We start from the raw sequence: 21561 nt of genomic DNA, 5'->3' as shown, positions 1-21561 counted from the left end.
TGCAGTTGCAAAATCAAACCAACAAAGTTTTAAATATGTATAGATACCTGAATAGCAACACTCTTTAGAGGAGGATTCAAATGACTTTTGGAATAGAATTTGTACCAAGTGACCCAGTACTCAAAATCGCTCATTATGCAAAACTTGCTGAACAGCAGGGCTTTGACAATGTATGGATTACCGACCACTACAACAACCGTGATGTGTACTCAACATTAGCTGTTCTTGCAATGAACACTAACAGCATCAAGCTCGGAACAGGTGTAACAAATCCCTACACAAGAAACGCAGCAGTTACAGCATCAAGCATTGCTTCAATCAATGAGATATCAGGCGGCCGTGCAATTCTCGGTCTTGGTCCTGGAGACAAGGCAACCTTTGATGCAATGGGCATTTCATGGGACAAACCACTTACCACAACAAAGGAAAGCATTCAGGCTATCCGTGGCTTCATCGCTGGAGAGAAAGTAACCCAGGATGGCGACATGGTCAAGTTCAACGGTGCAAAGATGGCATTCAAGGCTGGAAACATACCTATCTATATGGGTGCACAGGGTCCAAAGATGCTCGAGCTCGCAGGAGAGGTATCAGACGGTGTACTTATCAATGCATCACACCCAAAGGACTTCGAAGTAGCTGTAAAGCAGATCGCATCAGGCGCAAAGAAGGCAGGCCGTGACCCTAAGGAAGTTGACGTTGCAGCATACGCATGCTTCTCAATTGACAAGGACGCTGCAAAGGCAAAAAGTGCAGCACAGGTAGTAGTTGCATTTATTGTTGCAGGTTCACCTGACATGGTACTTGAACGCCACGGTATTGATGTAGCAGCAAAGGCTGACATCGGTGGAGCTATCGCCAAGGGTGACTTCGGTGCACTCATGGGCGGCATGGTCACAAGTGACATGATGGACGCATTCTCTATCAGTGGAACACCTGCTGATTGTAAGGCAAGGATCAACGAACTGCTTGACATCGGTGTAACACAGATCGTAGCAGGTTCCCCGATTGGACCTAACAAAGAGAAGGCCATCAAGCTCATCGGTAAAGAAATCATTGGATAAACAAAAATAAGAGAACGTCGGAGGCAGTTAATGGCCCATCCAAAAATATTAGAGGTCATTGAGCACGACGTCTGTACTGCTTGTGGGGCATGTGTATCAACATGTCCTGCTGGTGCTATTATTATGAACAAGCATGCAGAAGTCCGTGACCCAGATAATTTAGAACTATATGTCCAGGGAGCAGCACCTGATGTATGTGAGGGATGTCTCACATGCGGCAGATTATGTCCTGTTATCGATGGATATGTAGAAGATGAATTTGCAAATGTAAAAGAGTTCTTTGGAGCAAAGAGTAGCATTCCAGGTCAGCAGGATGGGGGTATCACCTCAATACTTGCAAAGGCTTTGCTCGAAACTGGTACGGTAGATTGTATTGTCGGTATTGCCAAGGATGATAAATGGGGTACTGAGCTTATAGTTATGACCAAGCCGGAGGATGTTGACAGGACAACAGGTACCAAGTATACCTATGATTCAGTTCTTTCAGCCCTTAAGGAACCTTTTGAGAAATACGATAAGATAGGTGTTATTGGCGTACCCTGCCAGGCACACGGTGCACGTCTTATTGCAGAGAATGCAAGTGACAAGATCGTTGTTATCCTCGGTTTGTTATGCATGGAGAGTTTCCATCATGATACCATGACCGAGAAGATTGTTCCTGAAGTAATGGGACTTAACCTTGAAGATGTCGTCAAGATGAATTTCAATAAAGGTAAGTTTTGGAATATTACAAAGGATGGCGAAGAACACTCTGTAAAGATTCCTGAAGTTGCTCCATACGCAAGGAATCCATGTCACCACTGCTGTGACTATACTTCCGTGTCTGCTGACATATCACTTGGATCAGTCGGTGCACCGGAAGGATGGAATAGTGTACTTATACGCACAGAAGAAGGCAGAAAGGTCTTTGATCTTATAAAAGACAAGGTTGAAATTATGGAAGATCCTAAACCTGGAATCGACCTGGTGCAGAAACTTGCAAAGATGAAACACGATAACAACTCAGGACACTACTTGGAAGTGTGTGAGAAGTTCACATTCAATGAATGTGGCATCCACTGATGGTTATCAACTATGTACATGAGAAGAGCGTTCTATATCGGACGCTTTCAACCATTTCATCTCGGACATTATTCAATCATAAATGATATTGCCCGGGATGTGGATGAGGTAGTAATTGGTATAGGCAGTGCGCAGAAAAGCCACGAGCCTAAGAATCCATTTACTGCTGGTGAGCGCGTAATGATGATCAAGCATGCTCTTGAGGATGCTGATGTGATGCACTACGCCATACCTATAGAAGACCTACAAAGAAATGCTGTGTGGGTCTCCCATATTATCTCTATGACTCCGCCTTTTGATGTTGTTTATTCCAATAACCCTCTTGTTGTACGTCTTTTCAAGGAAGCGGGTATCATTGTCAGGCAACCCCCTATGTACCAGAGAGAAGGCTATTCCGGCAGCGAGACCAGAAGACGAATGTTGAATGATGAGGACTGGAGAGTTCTTGTTCCTGAAGCTGTTGTTGATGTCATTGATGAGATCGATGGCGTGAACCGGCTTAAAAGCGTATCAAAAACAGATATTGACTAGTTATTTTTCAGAATATTCCCTGATAAAAAGAAATTTCAGGCACGGAAATCCATGCCATTTAACTGTTTTTTGATTCGATACCTTTGCGGATAGCTTTGTTGAATGCTTTTGTGCAGCAGTTGCCTGTTGGGTTCTTTATTTTGCACTGGCATTTTTCATCCTTGTCATAGAATTTCCTAATGGTTCCCATGTCCTGCATTCCGTGTTCAAGGACCGCTTTGATAACATCATTCTCTGTTATACGGCTGCAGTAGCAGGCATATTTGGGACTTGCATCTTTCTTGAACCACAATGGAACTTTGATAGCTCTCTTATCAAAAATAGTACCTTTCTCATCGTAGTAAGCAATATCACATTCAGGGTCCATGCAAAGATGGTAATCTCCCTTTCCAACTCTTTCCATCTGCTCTTTTTCGACTATATGCCTGACTGTGACATTCTTTACAGTAACTCCGATTTTTTTACAGGCTGGACATGCGACCAAACCAGCTGTGATTTTTAGAACGGGAATCTGTTTGTTATTCACTGCTTATACATCCGTTTTTATCAGTTCCAGTTTAAGGCTCTCAACCGGGTATCCTGAATACTGCCTTTTACTGATGTCGGTATCTTCTCCTACTATTTTTATAGAGAATCCGGCTTGCTTTATTTTGCTCAGGTAGTCATCTTTTAGCAAAGCTCCACCAACACAGGCACAAATGAGTTCTTCGTTATTTTTTTCCTCTTCCGTAAGATCCTTCGACAGGACCATATCAGATATGAACATCCTGCCGCCTTTTCTGAGCACTCTGTATGCTTCCCTGAATACCCGGGATTTGTCAGGTGTCAGATTTATAACACAGTTGCTTATGATGACGTCAATAGAATCACTTTCAACGGGCAGCTCTTCAATGTCTCCTTTCCTGAACTCTACATTTTCAAATCCATAATTTTCGGCATTATTCCTGGCCTTTGCAAGCATTTCATCTGTCATATCCACACCGATGACTTTTCCGCTATCGCCTACTTTCTCAACAGCCAGAAAACTGTCAAATCCTGCTCCGGAACCCAGGTCAAGAACAGTATCACCTTCTTTTATCTCGCCAAGTGCTGTTGGATTTCCGCATCCAATACCAAGGTTTGCTTCAGAAAATGACTGTGTTTCTTCAGTGGAATATCCGATGGATGTTGCCACTTGTTCATTTGTAAGGTCTCCACAGCATCCACATTGTGCAACACCCAATGCGATTTGACTATAACCTTTCTTCACAATATTCTTCTTCGTATCCGAATCCATTACGCTTCCCGGACAGCACGATTCTACTTTTTCGACTCCGCATTTTTCAAGTGTTTCTTTCATATTCTCATCCTTTATGCTGTAAATTACGTATCTTCCATCCTTTTCATATCTGAGGATGCCTGCTTCACAGAGTATTTTCAGATGCCGGGATACAGTGGTCTGGTCCTTTCCTGTGGTTGCAGAGAAGTCACAAGCACAGCGGTCCTGCTTCAAAAGACATCCTACGATAGTAAGCCTGGTTTTGTCTCCCAGTGCTTTGAAGAACTTGGCTTTGTTCTCTTGCATATAATTGCATATATGCACATTCATGCATATATAGTATTGCAAGACACATTTGTATTTGCAATCTTATCTGGCCAGCAGAGTCATTCAAGAAAAGTTACTGCTTTTCACGGTTTAGGTGTAATAGCATTATTTTTCGAACAAGGCTTTGAGATACCTTTGTAATATTCGAAAAGCTCGCTTCCCCACGCAATAGCATTTTCATCGGAACTGAGCAGTTCTCTATAGTCGTATTTGCCATTCTGATTGAAGAATATAATAGCCATTTCACCATCATTGATGATTATTTCGGGAGGATTGACCTCGGAATCTATGCAGTAAAAACTGATGTTTTTATAGTTATTAAGCTCATCAAGCTCATCCCTGAAATTCTCATTCATCTTACCATAAGTATTGCGTTCAAACACCAGTGATATTTCAATATCCTTGTCGGCAATTTCCTTAAGAAGTGAAGGGGCTTCCGGATCGAAAAGGGAAAGAACAATATTCAAATATCTGGTTTGAGTTGCATTTTCTATAAAATGCTTGAGTGGTTCGAACATGTAGTCTAGTGAAAGTGTGTTCAGGCTGGATTTTCCAAGCTCTCCCATTCTTTTTGTGAGGTGGTGAGGTATTGGTTGCAAATCCCTGCTTTTCCAATAGTCAATATCAGATGAGAATGCATCTACCATTGTCAATAAGGGCATCAAAGCAGTTATCATCAGTCGACCGTTATTTGATAAGCTATACACATTTTCTTTTTGAAAGATCATCCCTACATTTTTTAATTCTTTAATTGGCTGTTTTAGTAATTGCCAGGGCATATCAAGAGCTTCTGCCATTTCATCACGAGATTTTGATTCAATGGACAGCAGGATCATTATGTCTCTTCTTTTTTCAGATAGCATTAATGAATCAATTATCGACGTTTCCATTTTGCTTCTTCCTTTCTTATATCTACTGAACAGGTTCTGAAATGTTTATGTAATGCTGACACAACTCTCTACCCCAGTCAATAGCTTTTTTGTCATAGCTCATCAGCTCTTTGTTTCCGTAGATCCCATTATGCTTGAAAAACCCTAACAGCAAAAAATTATCCATTGATATTATCATTGGTCGTAGAACATTTCCATCGCAGACTGGGCATCTAACATCAGTTTCCTTTGTTCTCCTGTCTCTGCAATGGATCTGGCTGGTGAACCGGTTTCCAGGACAATGCATGAAGTAATTACACTTATGGAGAATACTTCAAAACACCTTCTTCTGGACCCGGAGTTTGACAAAGTACCAGATTATTTTGAGTTGACCAAGGCATTCTATGGCGGAGACGAAGCAGCAGCTCTCAATAAACCTTTGTTCACACTGGGTGGATGTCCTACAAGTCCTCTTGAGCTGGATTTTGTAATTTGTGAAATGGCGCTCCAGGCTACTAAGCATGGTATGCCAATGATGGTTCTGAGTATGGCAATGAGTGCAGCATCATCACCTGTACATCTGGCAGGAACACTTGTAACTCATAATGCTGAAGTCCTCGCTGGTGTGGTTCTAACCCAGCTTTTCAAGCCAGGACATCCTACTTTCTATGGCAGTTCCACAACTACTTTTGACATAAAAGGTGGATCAGCACCTGTTGGATCTCCGGAACTTGGAGTTATAAGCGCAGGAGCTGCAAAGCTGGCGCAGTACTATAATCTTCCATGTATCGTTGCAGGCTCGTAGGGAGATGCCAAGATACCTGATGCTCAGGCTGGGCATGAGAAAACCATTACTGCTATGATCCCTGCGTATGCAGGTGCCAGCGTAATATATGGTGCAGGTATGCTTGAGCTCGGTATGACCTTTTCACTTGAACAGCTTGTGATGGATAATGATTTCATAAGCATGATCATGAAATCCAGGAACGGTGTTCCTATTACAGAAGACACACTCGCATATGATGCGATCAAGGATACAGGATTTGGTGGTCACTTCCTTGCTCACAAAAGCACGATGAAAAATATCAATCTACCTTCACATCCTGATCTTATTAACAGGCAGATGTCTGGAGACTGGGAAAGAGCAGGTTCTAAGGACCTTGCAACTGTGGCACATGAAAAAGTAACAGACATACTGGAGAATCATCAGGTCAAGCCAATTGATGCTGATATTCTCAAAGAGATGAAGGCAGTCGTTGCAAAAGTTGATGAAAAGGAAGCAGAAGAATAATTGATTAATTTATTGATAATAAGAGGCAATATTATGGTAACAAAAGAAGAAATTATTGCGAAAGCAAAAGAAGCGATTATGGAATTTGATGGTGAATTAGCTGCAGCAGTTGCACAGGAATCTCTGGATGCAGATGTTGATCCTGTTGATCTCATCAATGATGGCTTCACTGCTGCAATGAATAATGTAGGGGACCAATTTGAAGCAGGTACACTTTTCCTTCCTCATGTAATAGCAGCATCAGAAGCAATGAGTGCTGGTGTAGCTGTCCTTACTCCTGAACTTGAAAAGAGAGGTTCAGAAACAAAAAGTAAGGGCAAGGTCGTCATCGGTACTATTGAGGGAGACATTCACTCAATAGGAAAGGATATCGTCGCAACAATGCTCAAGATAGCTGGATTCCAGGTCATTAACCTTGGAAGAGATGTTGCTATCAAAAACTATGTTGAAAGTAACTATTCAGCCTGATAAAAACACTATCAATAGCAATCTTGACAAAAAGTTGAGACCTACATTTTATTAGGATCATTAATTTTGATTGTTGCCATTGATTGCTTTTTTGATTCTTAGGTTGTTAGTGAGCAAACATCTCCGTTTTGATTAAATCAGTATCAATAGGCTAATTGTGGTAGGCTGAATAGTTACTGTTGAAAAAGCAAAAGAAGTCGGTGCAGATGTAGTAGCTTCTTCAGCTCTTATGACTACTACAATGGTCAGCCAGATCCAGATAGAGGAACAGCTTAAAGAAGCAGGCATTCGCGAATCTATTAAGACAATGGTTGGCGTTGCTCCTGTTACGCAGGACTGGGCAACCAAGATCGGTGCAGATATCTACGGAGAGAATGCAACAGATACAGTAGCAAAAATGAGTGCAATGTTCTGAGATTAATGAGAGTATTTTTCAGAGGGGTACTAAGTACCCCCTCTGATTCTCAATACATATTCAATCTAAGTACACAAATATGAAAAAGAACCTATCTAAGGAGTATCAAAATGGTTCTTATTGAATCTAAGGAATTACTTGAAAACCTATCATTGTTGCTAAAGATGTCACGGGAATTCAAGATGCATGAAATGTCTCACGCTTATGAAAATGCTATTCATTTGGTTAGAGGGCATGTACGATAAAGTGGATTTTGAATACTTTTATTCACAGCAGGCATGTGAATCTGTAATCAATTGAGTCTTCAAAGAGTGCAGATACGGGATTCATTGTATTCACCAATTACAACTTTTACATAATTCCAATACTAATTATCTATTCAGAATGGAAAATCAATACCAATAATAGGAGCACCTATCTATGACAGAATATACACCAAAAGAAAGATTAGCACGTGCATTAACCGGTCAGTCAGTTGACAGGATGCCTGCAGTATCCGTAACTCAGACCGGAACTGTAGATCAGATGGAAGCCTGTGGCGCTGCCTGGCCTGAAGCAAACTATGACGCTCAAAAGATGGCAACACTTGCCGAAGCAGGTCACACCGTAGTAGGCTTTGAAGCTGTACGCGTGCCTTTCGATATCACCGCAGAAGCTGAGTTCTTTGGCTGTGAGATCAAAGATGGTACAGAGGTACAGCAGCCATCCGTGATTGGTCACGTTGTAAGTAGTATGGAAGACATCGAAAAGCTCAAAGGCTACACACTTGACAACGGCAGGATTAATGTCGTATGTGATGCTATCAAGATCCTTGCAGACAAATATGGAGACGAACTCCCTATTATGGGTAGTATGATCGGTCCTTTCTCCCTTGCTCAGCACATCAATGGTGACGAGTGGTTCATGGCTATTATGACAAAGGAAGAATTTGGTCTTGCGCTCATGGAATTCACAACTGAGTTCAGTGTTGCATATGCAAAGAAGATGGTAGAGAGCGGTGCAGACACAATGGTTCTCATAGACCCAACTGCAAGTCCACAGCTTATCGGTAATGAGTTCTACGAGAAGTTCGTGGTACCTTTCCACAAGAAGGTCTGTGATGCTATGCGTGAGCTGAATGTTCCAACAGTACTGCACGTTTGTGGTGACACAACCCAGGGTCTTGGAGTCATGGAAACATGTGGTGTGGACGGTATCAGTGTTGACCAGAACGTAGATGCTGCAACAGCTGTCGGAAATGTGAAAAATGCTGTCATCGTCGGTAACCTCGATCCTGTTAACATGCTCTGGAACAGAACACCTGAGGAGATCAAGGAAGAGTCACAGAAGGTTCTGGATGCAGGAATTGGTCTGCTGGCACCTGGATGCGGTATTGTGAGCAAGACTCCAACCGAGAACCTCCAGTCAATGGTAGAGATGGCAAAGAGCCACAAATATTGATAGTCGACAGTTTCTCCGGGTGAATCCTTCATGTGAGTAGTCATAACATATCTTCCCGGAGAAATCATTTATTCAGTTATTAGGTTATGATCAGGTCCATTGTATTAGTTTATGTAGTTAGAATTCGGGGCTGAAGAATAGTCCTTTCTTAAACATAAAGTGTCTATATCCATCCAATGGCCTCTATAGAATTCCATCTCCACACTCCTCTGTACTAAGCAAAGGCGTTTGGAATTCTAAAAACCGATTTTCTCTTCTGAACTTGTAAGGGATGTATTTTTCTAATCTGAGATGTACAATATTCAACTCTAGTATTACAAGCACGCTGTAATATTGCAAGGATAATTGCATATTACTTTCTCTTTTCTACATTCATATGCAATAGACACATTGCACTCAGTTTATTCTATATAACTTATCTTTCTAGTAATTTTATTGATTGTTTCTACACCTCTTTTTCATTAAGAAGGTTGCAGACTAGAGTAAAAAGGAAATTCCAATGCTTAAAAAGCAAGAGATTATTGCCAAGGCAAAAAAAGCTGTCATGGAATTTGATGATAAAGCAGCAAAAAAGATTGCTACCGAAGCCCTTGATGCAGGTATGGACCCTTCCGAACTCATTGAAGAAGGGTTCACAGCGGCAATGACAGCTGTGGGTGAACAGTTTGCAGCAGGCAAAGTATTCCTTCCTCATGTTAGTGCAGCGGTTGATGCAATGCAGGCAGCAATTGACATACTGTTACCTGAACTGGACAGGACGGGCTCTAAACCCAAGTCAAAAGGCACAGTTGTTATAGGCACAATTGAAGGTGATATCCATTCCATAGGAAAGGACATTGTTGTAACAGCGCTCAAGATTGCAGGTTATAATGTCGTGGACCTTGGCAGGGACGTGCCTATAGAGAATTATGTAATAAAGGCAAAGGAAGTTAAAGCAGATGTTGTAGCTTCGTCAGCACTTATGACCATTACGATGATCAATCAGAGACGTATAGAGGAGGAACTAAATGAGGCAGGTTTCAGGCGCAACGTCAAAACAATGGTTGGCGGCGCACCTGTAACTAAAGAGTGGGCTTACAATATCGGAGCCGACATTTATGCAGAGAATGCAGGAGATGCTGTGGACAAGATCACTGCCTCGCTCAAGGATAAAAAAGTGTTGGATCTATAATCAACTTTCATTACCATCAATAACTCAAAAAATAGATTTTTATCCTAAATGATTAGATGCTTGCAATATGAGGTTGTAACGTATGCTTTTGCTTTAAGTCTTACATCCGTTTCCACCGGATACCATCTTTCCTATCCTCGATAAAAATTCCTTTTTCCTTAAGGTTATCCCGGATTGCATCGGATTTTGCCCAGTCTTTTTCTTCACGTGCCTTTTCCCGGAGTCCTATCATTTCCGTAATATCTTCCTCTGACAGACCATTTGCAACATCTTCGGAAGCTGGTTTTTCATCCTCTGTAAGTATTCCAAGTACTTCGTTGATCTCTGAATAGAATTCCAGTATTTTTTCAAGTGATAAGCGGCCTGGTTTTTCACTGGTAATTATAGAATTTATCTTACGAGAGAACACAAAAAGATTTCCAATTGCTTCTCTTGTGTTGAAATCATCATCCATGGAATTGATGAATGCATCCCTGGTTTCACTTATTAAATCCGTAAGTCCGTTATCATTTCCATCTTCATGGGCTTTTTTCAGGGCATGTTTTACGTTTGATATCGTATTTAGTAATCTCTTTCTTGCCCTGCCAGCTTCTTTCAGGGTCTCCTCGCTGAAATCTATAGTACTTCTGTATTGTGTATAGACTATGAAGAACCTTATAGTTCCGGGGGAGAATTTACTGAGCACCTCTTTAATTGTGAAGAAATTACCAAGGGATTTCGACATTTTTTCTTTATGGATGGTCAGGAACCCATTATGCAACCAGTACTTGCTGAATGGATGTTCTCCGCTGCAGCTTTCAGATTGATGTATTTCCGCTTCATGATGCGGAAAAATAAGGTCCATACCGCCGCCGTGTATGTCCAATTGCTCTGAACCGTATTTCATTGACATGAAGGAACACTCGATGTGCCATCCCGGGCGTCCCCACCCCCACGGGCTTTCCCATCCGGGTTCATTTTCAGAGGCAGATTTCCAGAGAACGAAATCAAGCTGATAGCTCTTGTCATTTTCCACATCGATCCTGTTCCCTGAGCCTTCCATAAGTCCTTCCACGGTCTGATGGCTCAGTATGCCTATCTTGTCCATTGATTTTGTCAGATCATAATACACATTGCCTTTGTGGGTCACGTACGCTGTACCGTTTTCTATTAATGTTCCAACAGTTTCGATGATCTCGGGAATGTGTTCTGTGACCTTTGGCTGAGTGTCAGGAGCCAGCACTGAGAGGGTTTCCATGTCCTCTATGAAGGATTCAGTGAACTTGCGGGACAGCACAAAGGGGTCTTCGCCTGTTTCTCTTGCCCTGTTTATCACCTTGTCATCGACATCTGTTATGTTGGAGATGTAGTTGACATCATATCCTCTGTAAATAAGATATTTTCTTATGACATCAAAAGAAACGTAACTTCTTGCATGTCCCAGGTGGCAGTGGTCATATACTGTGGGGCCGCAAACATACATATTCACTTTTTTTCCGTGAAAGGGGATAAATTCCTCTATACTTCTCGTTAATGTATTGTAAACATTTAGTGTCACAGTAAAACTTCCTTATATATAGGATGCCGAGGGAGAGATTCGAACTCCCGAAAAACCGCTTTGCAGGCGGTCACATTAGCCACTCTGTCACCTCGGCATAAAGACGCAAAAAATCATTACAACTTATTATTGTCAGTTTTCTCTATTTATCTGTTATTATCAATACTAAAGACAAGTGGAAAAATTTGCTTATGATGTTTATTACAGTCTCTTTGTCATATCTGTGCTCTTATATAATAAATACAAAATCGTAATCATAGTTTTTGTTATTCACTAAACCAAAAATTTATTTATGAAAGCATTCAATATTTCATTAACTAAGTAATAAAGCATATATGCTCGTATCCATTGTTTTGGGTTAATGCAATTGACAGGGGAATTCTGTAACCATATTGATTTGGATGGTTCCTGATAAATGGATATTTTAAGACTAAGTAAAAAGAGAAAGTAGGCGGAGGGGCGCAATTATGGTGATGTCCGGGAAACCTCATAAGATATCTGATGTCTTGTCACGCATTGGCCAGAGTCACATAGCATTGTTAGGTGCAGTAGTAATTTTGGTATTATTGTTATTTGTGTGGTGGCAGGCCAGTCTTGTATATCAGGACCATTTGTTGGAAGGTCAGCAAGCTCAAGTTGAAATGCAATTGATCTCTTATGGGGCTGCATTGACAAATCAGGTAAATCTGCATCTGTCTCATCTTAAAGGACTGGAAGCATTTGCTCAGGCAAACCCTACTGAAAATGAATTGGATGCAAATTTTGAAAGTTTTGCCTCCGGTTTGTATTTCGGTACATCAGTTGTCAGGTCAATTCAGTTATTTCCAACGTTCACTGAAGTGTATGTCTATCCTGTTTCAGGCAATGAGGCTGTTGTAGGAAGAAACCTTGATGATCTGATCAACGATGAGCGTCCACAGGTTCGTATTGATGTACAAAGAACCATTCAGACGCAAGAGGTAGCAATCAGTGGCCCTTATGAATTGCGACAGGGTGGCTTTGGTATGGTATTCCGACAGTCCGTTTACCTTAACGATTCACTCTGGGGGATGGCAGTGCTTGTTTTTGATGTCCATCCTTTGTTACATGAAGCAGGATTGGATACTTCATCTGAAAACTTGAATATGGTTCTAAGTGACGGCTCCGGTCAGATTCTGGTTGGTTCCAACGATACGCTTCTGATGGTTCCAATGACCTATTTCGTGGACCTGCCTGAAGGTGGATGGGAACTCGCCGCTGTTCCTGTAGGGGGATGGTCGGCTTCCATTGAAGAACCATTGGATATTTTCAAAAAAAGCGGACTTGTTATTGTTTTTCTTCTGTAGGCAATGGCCTATGTTCTTCTTAGTTATGCTACTTCTCTTAAAAAGAAAGTAAAGGAACGTACGTTTTCTTTGACCGAGTCTCAAAACCGTTATCATCAATTGTTTGATAACAATTCTGATGCGTTGTTCTTAATTGATGAAAGTGGACAGATATTGGATGCCAATAATGTTGCTTTGGAACGTTATGGCTATTCGAAGGAAGAATTATTGGAGATGGTTGCCTGTGACCTGTCAGCTCCAAATTTGCGTGACAATTCAGTTTCACCTATAAAAGAAATTCTTGATTATGGTATGCAATTCCAGTGGGTCCATGTCCGCAAGGATGAAACCGAATTTCCGGTAGAGATAAATGCCCGGCCTTTGATGTTGAACGACCAAAAATGTATTCTTGCTAGTGTGAGGGACGTAACTGCAAGCAAAAAGGCTGAAGAAGCTCTTATAAAGTCAGAGGAAATGTTCTCCAGAATATTTAACACCGTACCGGAGGGCATGATATTGACGACATCCAATGAGAAAATTATCAACGTCAACGAGAGTTTCTTCAGGAACATGGGCTTTGACAGGGAAGAGCTTATTGGTAGAACCACTCTAGATGTAGAATTCTGGCTGGATCCTGCAAAAAGGGAGCAATATATCGCTCAGCTTCAGAATCAAGGGTTTGTAAGGAATTTTGAAGCTGAGGTCATTACAAAGGCCGAAGAAAAAAAACATGTTCTCGTTTCCGGTGACATAATTACAGCAGACAACGATAATCTGCAGCTTACCATATTCAGGGACATCACTGAGCGTAAGACTATAGAGATAACTCTTCATGAGAGGGACCGTCTGCTGAATGAAGTAGGAAGCATCGCGAAGATTGGTGGCTGGGAATTTGATGTTTCCACGGGCGAGGGTACATGGACTCCTGAAGTTGCCCATATTCATGACCTTGACCCTGACGATGAAACGAATAGAGAGATAGGATTGAGTTTCTATTCTCTGGATTCAAAAGTTATCCTCGAAAAAGCAATACACGATGCTATTGAAAAGGGTGAACCATATGACCTTGAGCTGGAACTTATATCAGCTAAAGGGATACACAAATGGGTGCGCACACTTGCCCGTACAATCATGAAAGATGGCAAGGTTGCACAGTTGACCGGTTCCATGCAAGATATCACAGAGCGAAAACTTGCCGCTGATAAACTGCGTGAAAGTGAGGAGCGTTTCCGTGCCACTTTTGAGCAAGCGGCAGTAGGCGTTTGTCAATGTAATATGGATGGTGGTTTCATTCAGGTCAATCAGCGGTTGTGTGATATCATAGGTTATGATTCTCAAGAATTGCTTGAAATGAATTTTTCTGATATTAGCTATCCTGAGGACCTCCAAAAAGAGCTTCCTTATGTAGAAGAAGTTCTTGCCGGAGAGATTAATGACTATTCAATGGAGAAAAGGTACATTTGCAGGGATGGCAGGACTGTATGGGTGAATTTAGCCGTTACGATGGTGCACTCTCCTGATGGTAAACCTTTGTACTTCATAGGCATGATAGAGGACATCGACAAACGTAAACAGGCAGAGGAAGAAATTCGGAAGCTCAATGCTGAACTTGAACAACGTGTTGTAGAACGTACATTCCAATTGGAGGAAGCTAACAAGGAGCTTGAGGCATTCGCTTATTCTGTATCCCATGACCTGCGTGCTCCCCTGAGAGCGATTGATGGTTTTTCGAAGATAATAATGGAAGACTATGAGGACCAATTTGATGAAGAGGGTGAGCGCCTGTTCAATGTGATCAGGACAAACACTCAAAAGATGGATAAGCTCATCACAGACTTGCTGGCCCTTTCCAAGATTGGGAGGAATGAAATTAATCATGTTGCCATTGATATGAATGCCATGGTCAAGTCGGTCTTTAATGATCTTGTAGCAAGCGAAAATGAAAAGAGTTTTGTGTTTACAGTATCCGATCTTCCTGTTTGTTTTGCAGACCCTACTTTAATAAAGCAGTTGTGGATTAATCTTTTGTCCAATGCTGTGAAGTACAGTATGCACAGGGAAGAGAACATAATTGATGTCGGAACTTACACTGAGGACGGTATGAATGTTTATTATGTCAGGGATAATGGTGTGGGTTTTGATCCCCGTTACAGTCACAAACTATTTGGAATATTCCAACGTCTTCATAACGAAAAAGAGTTTGAGGGGACAGGTGTTGGCCTTGCTATCGTTCAACGTATAGTGGGCAGGCATGGTGGCAAGGTATGGGCTGAGGGAAAGGTCAATGAAGGAGCGACATTTTACTTTTCATTACCTATAGGAGAAGATCATGTGTGTGGAGAATGAAGTAGAGATCCTACTTGTGGAAGACAACCTTAATGATGTGGAATTAGCTCTTAGGGCTTTGAAAAAGAACAACATTGTAAACAATATAGTTGTCCTTGGAGATGGTGAGCAAGCTCTTGATTTTATCTATGGGCACGGGGAGTTTAAAGACAGGGACATTAAAACACAACCCCGTTTGATTCTTCTTGATCTGAAACTTCCAAAACTTGATGGTCTGGAGGTGCTGAAAGCAATAAAAAGTGACCCGGAAACAATGGTGATTCCTGTTGTCATGTTGACATCCTCAAAGGAAGAATGTGACGTTGTAGAGAGTTATCGCCTTGGTGTTAACAGTTACATAGTAAAACCAGTGGATTTTGACAACTTTGTGGAGGCCATAAGGAAGATCGGTTTTTATTGGTTGCTAATGAATGAGTTCAAAAGATAGTGAGGCCCAAAAAGATGGAAAACGATTCTATTCTGCATATATTGTTTGTAGAGGATGTTCCCTTTGATACAGAATTGGCAGAGAGGATGCTTGTAAAAAATGGGGTGCATTTCCAGTCATTGAGAGTTGAAACAAGTGAAGATTTTTCAAGAGCACTTGAAGAATTTGCCCCTGATATTGTAATATCTGATTATAGTCTTCCAACGTTTGACGGCATGCAGGCACTTAAAATACTGCTAGAGTTCGACAACCGTATTCCTTTCATCGTTTTAACAGGTTCTCTGAATGAGGAAACTGCTGTTTCATGCATGAAGGCAGGAGCAACAGATTATGTGCTTAAGGATCGCATGAAAAGACTTCCATTTTCTGTAAGGGAAGCCCTTGATAGTAAAGCTGTTCTCATGGAAAAAGAAAAAGCAGAGTCCTCTCTTCGTAAAAGTGAGGAAAGGCTCAAGCTTGCAATGGAGGTTTCAGAATCTGGTTTCTGGGACTGGGATATGGATACCAATGCCGCGTATTTCAGTTCTGGCTGGTACAAAATGTTTGGATATGAACCACATGAACTTTCCCGTTCATTTGAAACATTTACTTCCCTTTTGCACCCTGACGAAAGTGAGTTTATAAGCTCAAAATTACTGGGGGATCTACAAAAACTGGAAACTTTTCAAATGGATTTCAGAATGCGTTCCCGGTCAGGGGAGTGGATATGGGTTACAGGCCATGGAAAGCCTTTTGAGATCGATCAAAATGGTGTTCCTCATCGGGCAATTGGTACATGTGTAGATATAACCAACAGAAAGCTTGCTGAAGAACAAATGTTGCGTGCAAGGATAGCTGCTGAAGAGGCTAATCGCTATAAAGATGAGTTGTTGGGTAACATCAGCCATGAGTTAAGGACTCCTTTGAGTTCTATAATTGGTTTTTCTGATGTTTTACTCGAAGGTTTATCGGGTAGTTTCAATACGGTACAAAAAGAACAGTTATCAATTATTAATACAAGTGGAAATAAATTACTCGAGCTCATTAACAGGATGCTGGACCTGTCCGGGATAGAGTCTGGAAAAATGTCTCTTTTGATTGAAAGCTTTCATCCGGAGTATGTCTTATCTGTAGTTCTCAACAGAACGGGTGCAATGGCCTCTAAAAAGAACATTACTATTAGTACAAAGATAGATTCTGATGTTGGGGAGATAACAGCAGATGCCATTAAGACCACAGAAATGCTTTATAATCTGGTTGAAAATTCCCTGAAATTCACACGCGCAGGTGGTGCAATATCAATAGATGTAAAAAAGGTGGATGATAGCATATGCATATCTGTTTCAGATAGTGGAATTGGAATAAAAGAAGCTGATATGGATCGAATATTTGAACCTTTTGTGCAGGCGGATGGCTCGACAAGTCGCAAACACGGAGGCGCAGGTCTGGGTCTTATGCTTGTAAGGGAGTATGCAAAAATGCATAACGGTGAGGTACAAGTTGAAAGTGAATATGGTAGTGGCAGTACTTTCACACTGAAATTACCTTTATATGTGGATACTTTAAAGGCGTTACCTTAGCATAAAAAATAGGGGATGGAAGCTAATCAAATAAGTAATCGCTCCAGTCCACAGACCCTGGTCTGTAAGCCTGTTCGATTTCTTCTGTTTCTCCTCTCTTAAGTGCCTTTATTATTTTCCCGATATCCTTGAAGGTTCCATCCACAGTTCCTCCTGTCGTATTAAGTTCAAAGACCTTCTCGCACCAGTCCACCGCTTCCGCCAGGATGATGTCCAGGGCTTCTGCTTCGAGGTTTTCCCGTACTTTTTCAACTGAATACTTCCTTTTTTCCAATCTTTCTTTCAGTTTTTCAGGCGATGTCCTCAGCACAATAACGATATCAGCAATATGGTGTGAGAGATGGCTGTCAACTATGGTGACAGGATATAATTTATCCTGCAGTTCCAGAACCCTGTTATATACCAGGTCCATGTCAGCAACGACGCAGTCCCTTTCTGTATCCACTTCGCAGTAGAGCTTCTCTTCTTTGATGAGCTCGTTGAGGTGGATAACCTGATATGATGGGTCATTTTCCATTAGTTTTGTAACAGATGTCTTCCCTGTTCCCGGTGTTCCTGTGATACCGATAAGCATGGTTACTAATAAGCCTGCAAACGCTTAATCCTTGTGCATCCCCTCGATTACCCTGAGGAAGTTTCTGATGATCTTAACTCCTTCATCGGTAAGGATGGATTCCGGATGGAACTGCACTCCATAGATCGGATATTCATTGTGCTCAACGGCCATGATGATGTCATCATCTGTCTTCGCGGTAACTTTCAGGTCAGCAGCTAGTTCCTTTATGGCAAGGGAGTGATATCTTCCGCCCTTGAAACCACCTTTTAGGTTAGCAAAGAGCGTTGAATTGTCATGGCTTATATCGGACGTTTTACCATGTATCGGTCCTCCAATTGCATGGTCGATGGTCCCTCCAAATGCAGTATTTATGGCCTGGTGTCCAAAACATACTCCAAGTATGGGAATCTCTGCTCCAAATTCTCTGATAATGTCAATACATGTTCCGACATCTTCTGCTTTGTGAGGTGTGCCGGGTCCGGGTGAAATGATGATTCCATCTGGTTTCATGTCCTTAACCTCTTCAATGGTAATCGTGTTGGTAACGACTACTGTGTCCGGCTCGAATATGGAAACAAAATCTACAAGGTTCCATACGAAGGAGTCTTTATTGTCGATGAACAATATTTTCATTATTTTCCTCCTATCGCCTTTATCATTGCAGCCATTTTTCTTTCCGTTTCATTATATTCGTATGTCGGGTCAGAGTCAGCCACGATGCCTGCCCCTGCCTGTACATAGGCTGTGTTGTTCTTTATCATCACAGTCCTTATGACAATTGCAAAATCAGCATCGCCATTCCATGAATAATATCCCACGCCACCGCCGTATATTCCTCTTGATTCAGGCTCAAGGTTATCTATTATTTCCATTGCCCTTATTTTCGGTGCACCGGACAATGTTCCGGCAGGGAATATCGCTCTTGTGGCATCGAACTGGTCGCATTCATCCCTTAGATCCCCGCTCACCGTGCTCTCGATATGTTGCAGATGTGAGTATTTCACAACACTCATAAGGTCATCGACTTTAACAGTTCCACCTTTAGAGACCATCCTGACATCATTGCGTCCGAGGTCTACGAGCATTACATGCTCAGCACATTCTTTCTTGTCCTCTAGCATTTCAGCGGCAAGTACTTTATCCTCTTCTTCATCCTTTCCTCGTGGACATGTACCTGCTATCGGATTTGTTATTACTTTCCTGTCGTACACTGTCATGAGTGTTTCAGGGCTTGCACCCACTATTCCAATGTCCTTGAAGTTGAAGATATACATGTAAGGACTTGGGTTGATGTTCCTGAGCCTGATGTAGAGTTGCAGGGGTGTTTGTTTCATTTTGACAGTGTATCTTCGGGAGATCACGACCTGGAAAATATCACCATCAATAATGTGCTGTTTTGCCTTTAGTACTGCATCCTCGTAAGCTGCCTGATCAGTATTGGCAACAGGTTTTTCAGAATCTACCGCAGGAATATCTTCACTTATTCCTATTACGGATGCCATCTGCAGTGACCTTTCCATCAACAGTGCCTCGGAGTATGCATGCTCGTAAACAGCATCCAAGTCACTTGTTTCTGTCACGAAAGGTGTGATCACTATGTAGGTTTCGTTGGTTATGTGGTCAAAGACAAAGGTCTTCGACATGATGGCAAAATGCATGTCCGGTGTGTCAGCATCAGGTTTTTTGTCGATGTCTAACCAGGAATCGTAAACAAGGTCGTAACTGTTGTAACCGATTGCACCTCCCAGGAAGGTCTGCCTGTCAAAGCGTTTCTGGTTAAGTAGCGTTGTATCGGTACTGGTGGGGTATATTTTTCTAAAAGCTGCAAGTGCATCTTCATCTTCGCTGATCTTTAACCTGAACTTGCCACCAATAAGGGATTCAATGTTTCCCATGGACTTTAGTTTGCTATAGATATGTTTTGTAAGCTCGGAGTTCATCTGGCATTCGATTGTCAGGTAGTTGTCCTTTATAGATACTACCATCTCCGGTTCATAACCTACAAATGAATATCTTGCATGTCTTTTTTCCTTTTCGACAGATTCAAGCAGATAGGAATGACTTGCATTCTGCAAGGTTGCGTACAACTGCAGGGGCGTACATATGCTATCCACTTTTGTCATAAGCTGCACGATTGCAGGCTTCTGTGAATTTTCAATAAGGGATGTAAAATCATCTTTAGTAAGATCAAAATCAACCATTGATACACCTGACCTCTTTTATGAACCTGCGTATTTTTGCAGGGTCTTTTATTTTATTTGTCTCTACACCTGAGGCAGTGTCCACGGCAAATGGCCTGACCTCTTTTACGGCATCCCGCACATTTTCAGGATTAAGTCCACCGGCAAGTATTACCGGGATATTTGTATTTTCCACTACCTGCCTGCTTATTGACCAGTCATGCACCGCGCCTGTGCCACCACTGGTTCCTGCTTTGCCCGAATCCAGAAGTATGCCGTCTATCAGGTCATTGTCAAGTAGTGCATCCAGTTCAGTCACAAGCTTTGCAGGCAATTCTTTGCTTTCTACAGGTATGGTAAATGTCCTTATGATCTTCTGGTGCGTGCCGTTGCGTATGATCTCTATTTCTTCAGGGCTGAGCTCATTGTGAAGCTGTACAACATCTGGTTTTACCTTCTCTATAAGTTCCAGTGCCTGTTGACCGTCAGATGGCATTATCACAAGTACTGAGTCCACGAAGAAGGGTACTGATTTTACAAGCTCTGCTGCTGTTTGTACATCCAGTTTTCTGTGTGTGTTCACAGGAACCTCTGTGATAAAACCAACAGCATCAGCTCCATAGCTTACTGCCAGTTCTATGTCTTCAGCAGACTGCATTCCGCATATCTTCACTCTTGGAAGCTGCTTCATGTATAACCTCTTGGATGTTGTTGTTATCACTGAATTCCAGTAGTTTCTCCATGGCTCTACCACTATCAAGTATCTCTTCGATCATTGGAATGGCTTCTTTTACGGAGCCAGCTTTGCCAGCAACATAAAGGGCCGCGGCGGAGTTCATTACTATAATATCTCTCTTAGGTCCTTTTTCACCTTTGAGGATGTATATTATGTCAAGTGCGTTCTCTTTCGGTGTGCCGCCTACAATATCATTTGCTTTTGCTCTCTTGATCCCAAGCTCTTCAGGAGTGAGTGTATAGGTGCTGATCTTTCCGTCCTTGAGTTCGGCAACATATGTTTCGGATATATTGGATATCTCATCCATGCCGTCTCCGTGAACTATCATTGCTCTTTCAACACCGAGCTTTTTCATTACCTGGGCAAATGGTTCGCATAGCTTCTTGTCAAAAACACCAACAAGCTGAGTTTTTGCATTTGCAGGATTTGTAAGGGGCCCGAGCATATTGAACACGGTCCTGACTCCCATTTCCTGTCTAATGGGTCCGACCCTTTTCATCGCAGGATGGAATATTGGTGCAAACATGAAACCGATGCCATCTTTTTCGATCGATGCTTTTACTTCTTCAGGTGATTTGTCCACCTTTATACCGAGTTCCTTCAGCACGTCAGCACTTCCTGAAAGAGAGGTTATAGAACGGTTACCGTGTTTTGCAACGGCTACACCGGCTGCTGCAGTTACGATGGCTGCTGCAGTCGAAACATTGATGGTATTGTGCCTGTCACCACCGGTGCCCACGACATCCACGAGCACACCGGTAACTTCCGGTGCAATTGTATTTGCGGCTTTTTTCATCCCGGTGGCAAAACCTGCGATCTCTTCAGGAGTCTCCCCTTTCATTTTCAGGCCTATGAGGAGGCCGGCAATTTGTGCATCAGTGGCCTCTGTGAATATCTGTGTGATAGCGTCCTCTGCTTCCATTATTGTGAGGTTCTGCTTTTCACTTACTTTCTTTATGTAGTCCTTCATGTGAGCACCTTTGAACGCATTGATGTATATATCTATACAATAGTGATTAAAGA

The 21561-nt window shown here is 42.0% G+C and carries 18 protein-coding genes, 1 tRNA gene and 3 pseudogenes; 12 read left to right on the top strand and 10 right to left on the bottom strand.

The window, feature by feature from the left end:
• The first annotated feature begins 80 nt into the window (after positions 1 to 80).
• The 3 genes from mer to WN948_RS06640 are packed head-to-tail and all read left to right on the top strand — an operon-like array spanning position 81 to position 2654.
• Positions 81 to 1061: a 5,10-methylenetetrahydromethanopterin reductase gene (gene mer / locus WN948_RS06650; RefSeq protein WP_342306210.1), complete on the top strand. Its 981-nt coding sequence runs from the start codon at positions 81 to 83 to the stop codon at positions 1059 to 1061.
• A 30-nt stretch (positions 1062 to 1091) separates the two neighbouring features.
• Positions 1092 to 2123, top strand: coding sequence for a F420H2 dehydrogenase subunit FpoF (gene fpoF / locus WN948_RS06645; protein ID WP_342306209.1), 1032 nt, complete (start codon positions 1092 to 1094; stop codon positions 2121 to 2123).
• A gap of 12 nt (positions 2124 to 2135) precedes the next feature.
• Positions 2136 to 2654, top strand: a complete 519-nt coding sequence (locus WN948_RS06640) for a nicotinamide-nucleotide adenylyltransferase (protein ID WP_342306208.1) — start codon at positions 2136 to 2138, stop codon at positions 2652 to 2654.
• 58 nt (positions 2655 to 2712) lie between these two features.
• Here WN948_RS06640 and WN948_RS06635 read toward each other — a convergent pair whose 3' ends face one another.
• From WN948_RS06635 to WN948_RS06625, 3 genes are all read right to left on the bottom strand, one after another.
• Complete coding sequence (locus WN948_RS06635) at positions 2713 to 3180, bottom strand: (2Fe-2S)-binding protein (protein ID WP_342306207.1); 468 nt, start codon at positions 3178 to 3180, stop codon at positions 2713 to 2715.
• A gap of 3 nt (positions 3181 to 3183) precedes the next feature.
• Entirely contained in the window at positions 3184 to 4218 is a 1035-nt protein-coding gene (gene arsM / locus WN948_RS06630) for an arsenite methyltransferase (protein WP_342306206.1), read from the bottom strand.
• A 104-nt stretch (positions 4219 to 4322) separates the two neighbouring features.
• The gene (locus tag WN948_RS06625) at positions 4323 to 5129 is read right to left on the bottom strand and encodes a winged helix-turn-helix domain-containing protein (RefSeq protein WP_342306205.1); all 807 of its coding nucleotides are present in this window, start codon (positions 5127 to 5129) and stop codon (positions 4323 to 4325) included.
• A gap of 247 nt (positions 5130 to 5376) precedes the next feature.
• Between WN948_RS06625 and WN948_RS06620 the strand changes: the two are divergent.
• The 5 genes and pseudogenes from WN948_RS06620 (at position 5377) to WN948_RS06600 (ending at position 9893) form a co-directional block, all read left to right on the top strand.
• Positions 5377 to 6399, top strand: a pseudogene (locus WN948_RS06620) (trimethylamine methyltransferase family protein).
• 33 nt (positions 6400 to 6432) lie between these two features.
• Positions 6433 to 6849, top strand: a pseudogene (locus WN948_RS06615) (B12-binding domain-containing protein); the annotation flags it as partial.
• Positions 6850 to 7045: 196 nt separating this feature from the next.
• Positions 7046 to 7282 (top strand): annotated as a pseudogene (locus tag WN948_RS06610) (cobalamin-dependent protein); the annotation flags it as partial.
• Positions 7283 to 7702: 420 nt separating this feature from the next.
• On the top strand, positions 7703 to 8722 hold the full coding sequence (gene mtbA / locus WN948_RS06605; RefSeq protein ID WP_342306204.1) for a methylcobamide:CoM methyltransferase MtbA: 1020 nt from the start codon (positions 7703 to 7705) through the stop codon (positions 8720 to 8722).
• A gap of 499 nt (positions 8723 to 9221) precedes the next feature.
• Positions 9222 to 9893 (top strand): B12-binding domain-containing protein, encoded by a 672-nt coding sequence (locus tag WN948_RS06600; RefSeq protein ID WP_342306203.1) that lies wholly within the window; start codon positions 9222 to 9224, stop codon positions 9891 to 9893.
• 100 nt (positions 9894 to 9993) lie between these two features.
• On the opposite strand, the gene cysS is transcribed toward WN948_RS06600, so the two are convergent.
• On the bottom strand, positions 9994 to 11430 hold the full coding sequence (gene cysS / locus WN948_RS06595; RefSeq protein WP_342306202.1) for a cysteine--tRNA ligase: 1437 nt from the start codon (positions 11428 to 11430) through the stop codon (positions 9994 to 9996).
• Positions 11431 to 11454: 24 nt separating this feature from the next.
• A tRNA-Cys gene (locus WN948_RS06590) sits at positions 11455 to 11527 on the bottom strand.
• A gap of 376 nt (positions 11528 to 11903) precedes the next feature.
• On the opposite strand from WN948_RS06590, the gene WN948_RS06585 reads away from it, so the two are divergent.
• Genes WN948_RS06585 through WN948_RS06570 form a run of 4 tightly spaced genes read left to right on the top strand, consistent with a single transcriptional unit; the run spans position 11904 to position 17066 of the window.
• Positions 11904 to 12755, top strand: coding sequence for a CHASE domain-containing protein (locus WN948_RS06585; RefSeq protein WP_342306201.1), 852 nt, complete (start codon positions 11904 to 11906; stop codon positions 12753 to 12755).
• Between the two features lie 3 nt (positions 12756 to 12758).
• Complete coding sequence (locus tag WN948_RS06580) at positions 12759 to 15080, top strand: PAS domain S-box protein (protein ID WP_342306200.1); 2322 nt, start codon at positions 12759 to 12761, stop codon at positions 15078 to 15080.
• Entirely contained in the window at positions 15064 to 15507 is a 444-nt protein-coding gene (locus tag WN948_RS06575) for a response regulator (protein WP_342306199.1), read from the top strand. Before WN948_RS06580 ends, WN948_RS06575 begins: the two co-directional genes overlap by 17 nt.
• Before the next feature lie 14 nt (positions 15508 to 15521).
• On the top strand, positions 15522 to 17066 hold the full coding sequence (locus tag WN948_RS06570; protein ID WP_342306198.1) for an ATP-binding protein: 1545 nt from the start codon (positions 15522 to 15524) through the stop codon (positions 17064 to 17066).
• Between the two features lie 22 nt (positions 17067 to 17088).
• Here WN948_RS06570 and WN948_RS06565 read toward each other — a convergent pair whose 3' ends face one another.
• Genes WN948_RS06565 through trpD form a run of 5 tightly spaced genes read right to left on the bottom strand, consistent with a single transcriptional unit; the run spans position 17089 to position 21508 of the window.
• Positions 17089 to 17640, bottom strand: coding sequence for an adenylate kinase family protein (locus tag WN948_RS06565; RefSeq protein ID WP_342306197.1), 552 nt, complete (start codon positions 17638 to 17640; stop codon positions 17089 to 17091).
• A gap of 24 nt (positions 17641 to 17664) precedes the next feature.
• Positions 17665 to 18255 carry an aminodeoxychorismate/anthranilate synthase component II gene (locus tag WN948_RS06560; RefSeq protein ID WP_342306196.1) on the bottom strand — a complete coding sequence of 197 codons (591 nt, stop codon included), beginning with the start codon at positions 18253 to 18255 and terminating at the stop codon, positions 17665 to 17667.
• Positions 18255 to 19823 (bottom strand): anthranilate synthase component I, encoded by a 1569-nt coding sequence (gene trpE, locus WN948_RS06555; RefSeq protein WP_342306195.1) that lies wholly within the window; start codon positions 19821 to 19823, stop codon positions 18255 to 18257. Before trpE ends, WN948_RS06560 begins: the two co-directional genes overlap by 1 nt.
• Positions 19816 to 20493, bottom strand: coding sequence for a phosphoribosylanthranilate isomerase (locus tag WN948_RS06550; RefSeq protein ID WP_342306194.1), 678 nt, complete (start codon positions 20491 to 20493; stop codon positions 19816 to 19818). The genes trpE and WN948_RS06550 overlap by 8 nt, the downstream gene beginning before the upstream one ends.
• Positions 20447 to 21508 (bottom strand): anthranilate phosphoribosyltransferase, encoded by a 1062-nt coding sequence (trpD, locus tag WN948_RS06545; protein ID WP_342306193.1) that lies wholly within the window; start codon positions 21506 to 21508, stop codon positions 20447 to 20449. Before trpD ends, WN948_RS06550 begins: the two co-directional genes overlap by 47 nt.
• Positions 21509 to 21561: the final 53 nt, after the last annotated feature.

Origin of the sequence: Methanolobus sp. ZRKC5, assembly GCF_038446525.1 — an archaeon.
GTDB lineage: Archaea > Halobacteriota > Methanosarcinia > Methanosarcinales > Methanosarcinaceae > Methanolobus.
This window is presented reverse-complemented; position numbering and strand designations above follow the sequence as displayed.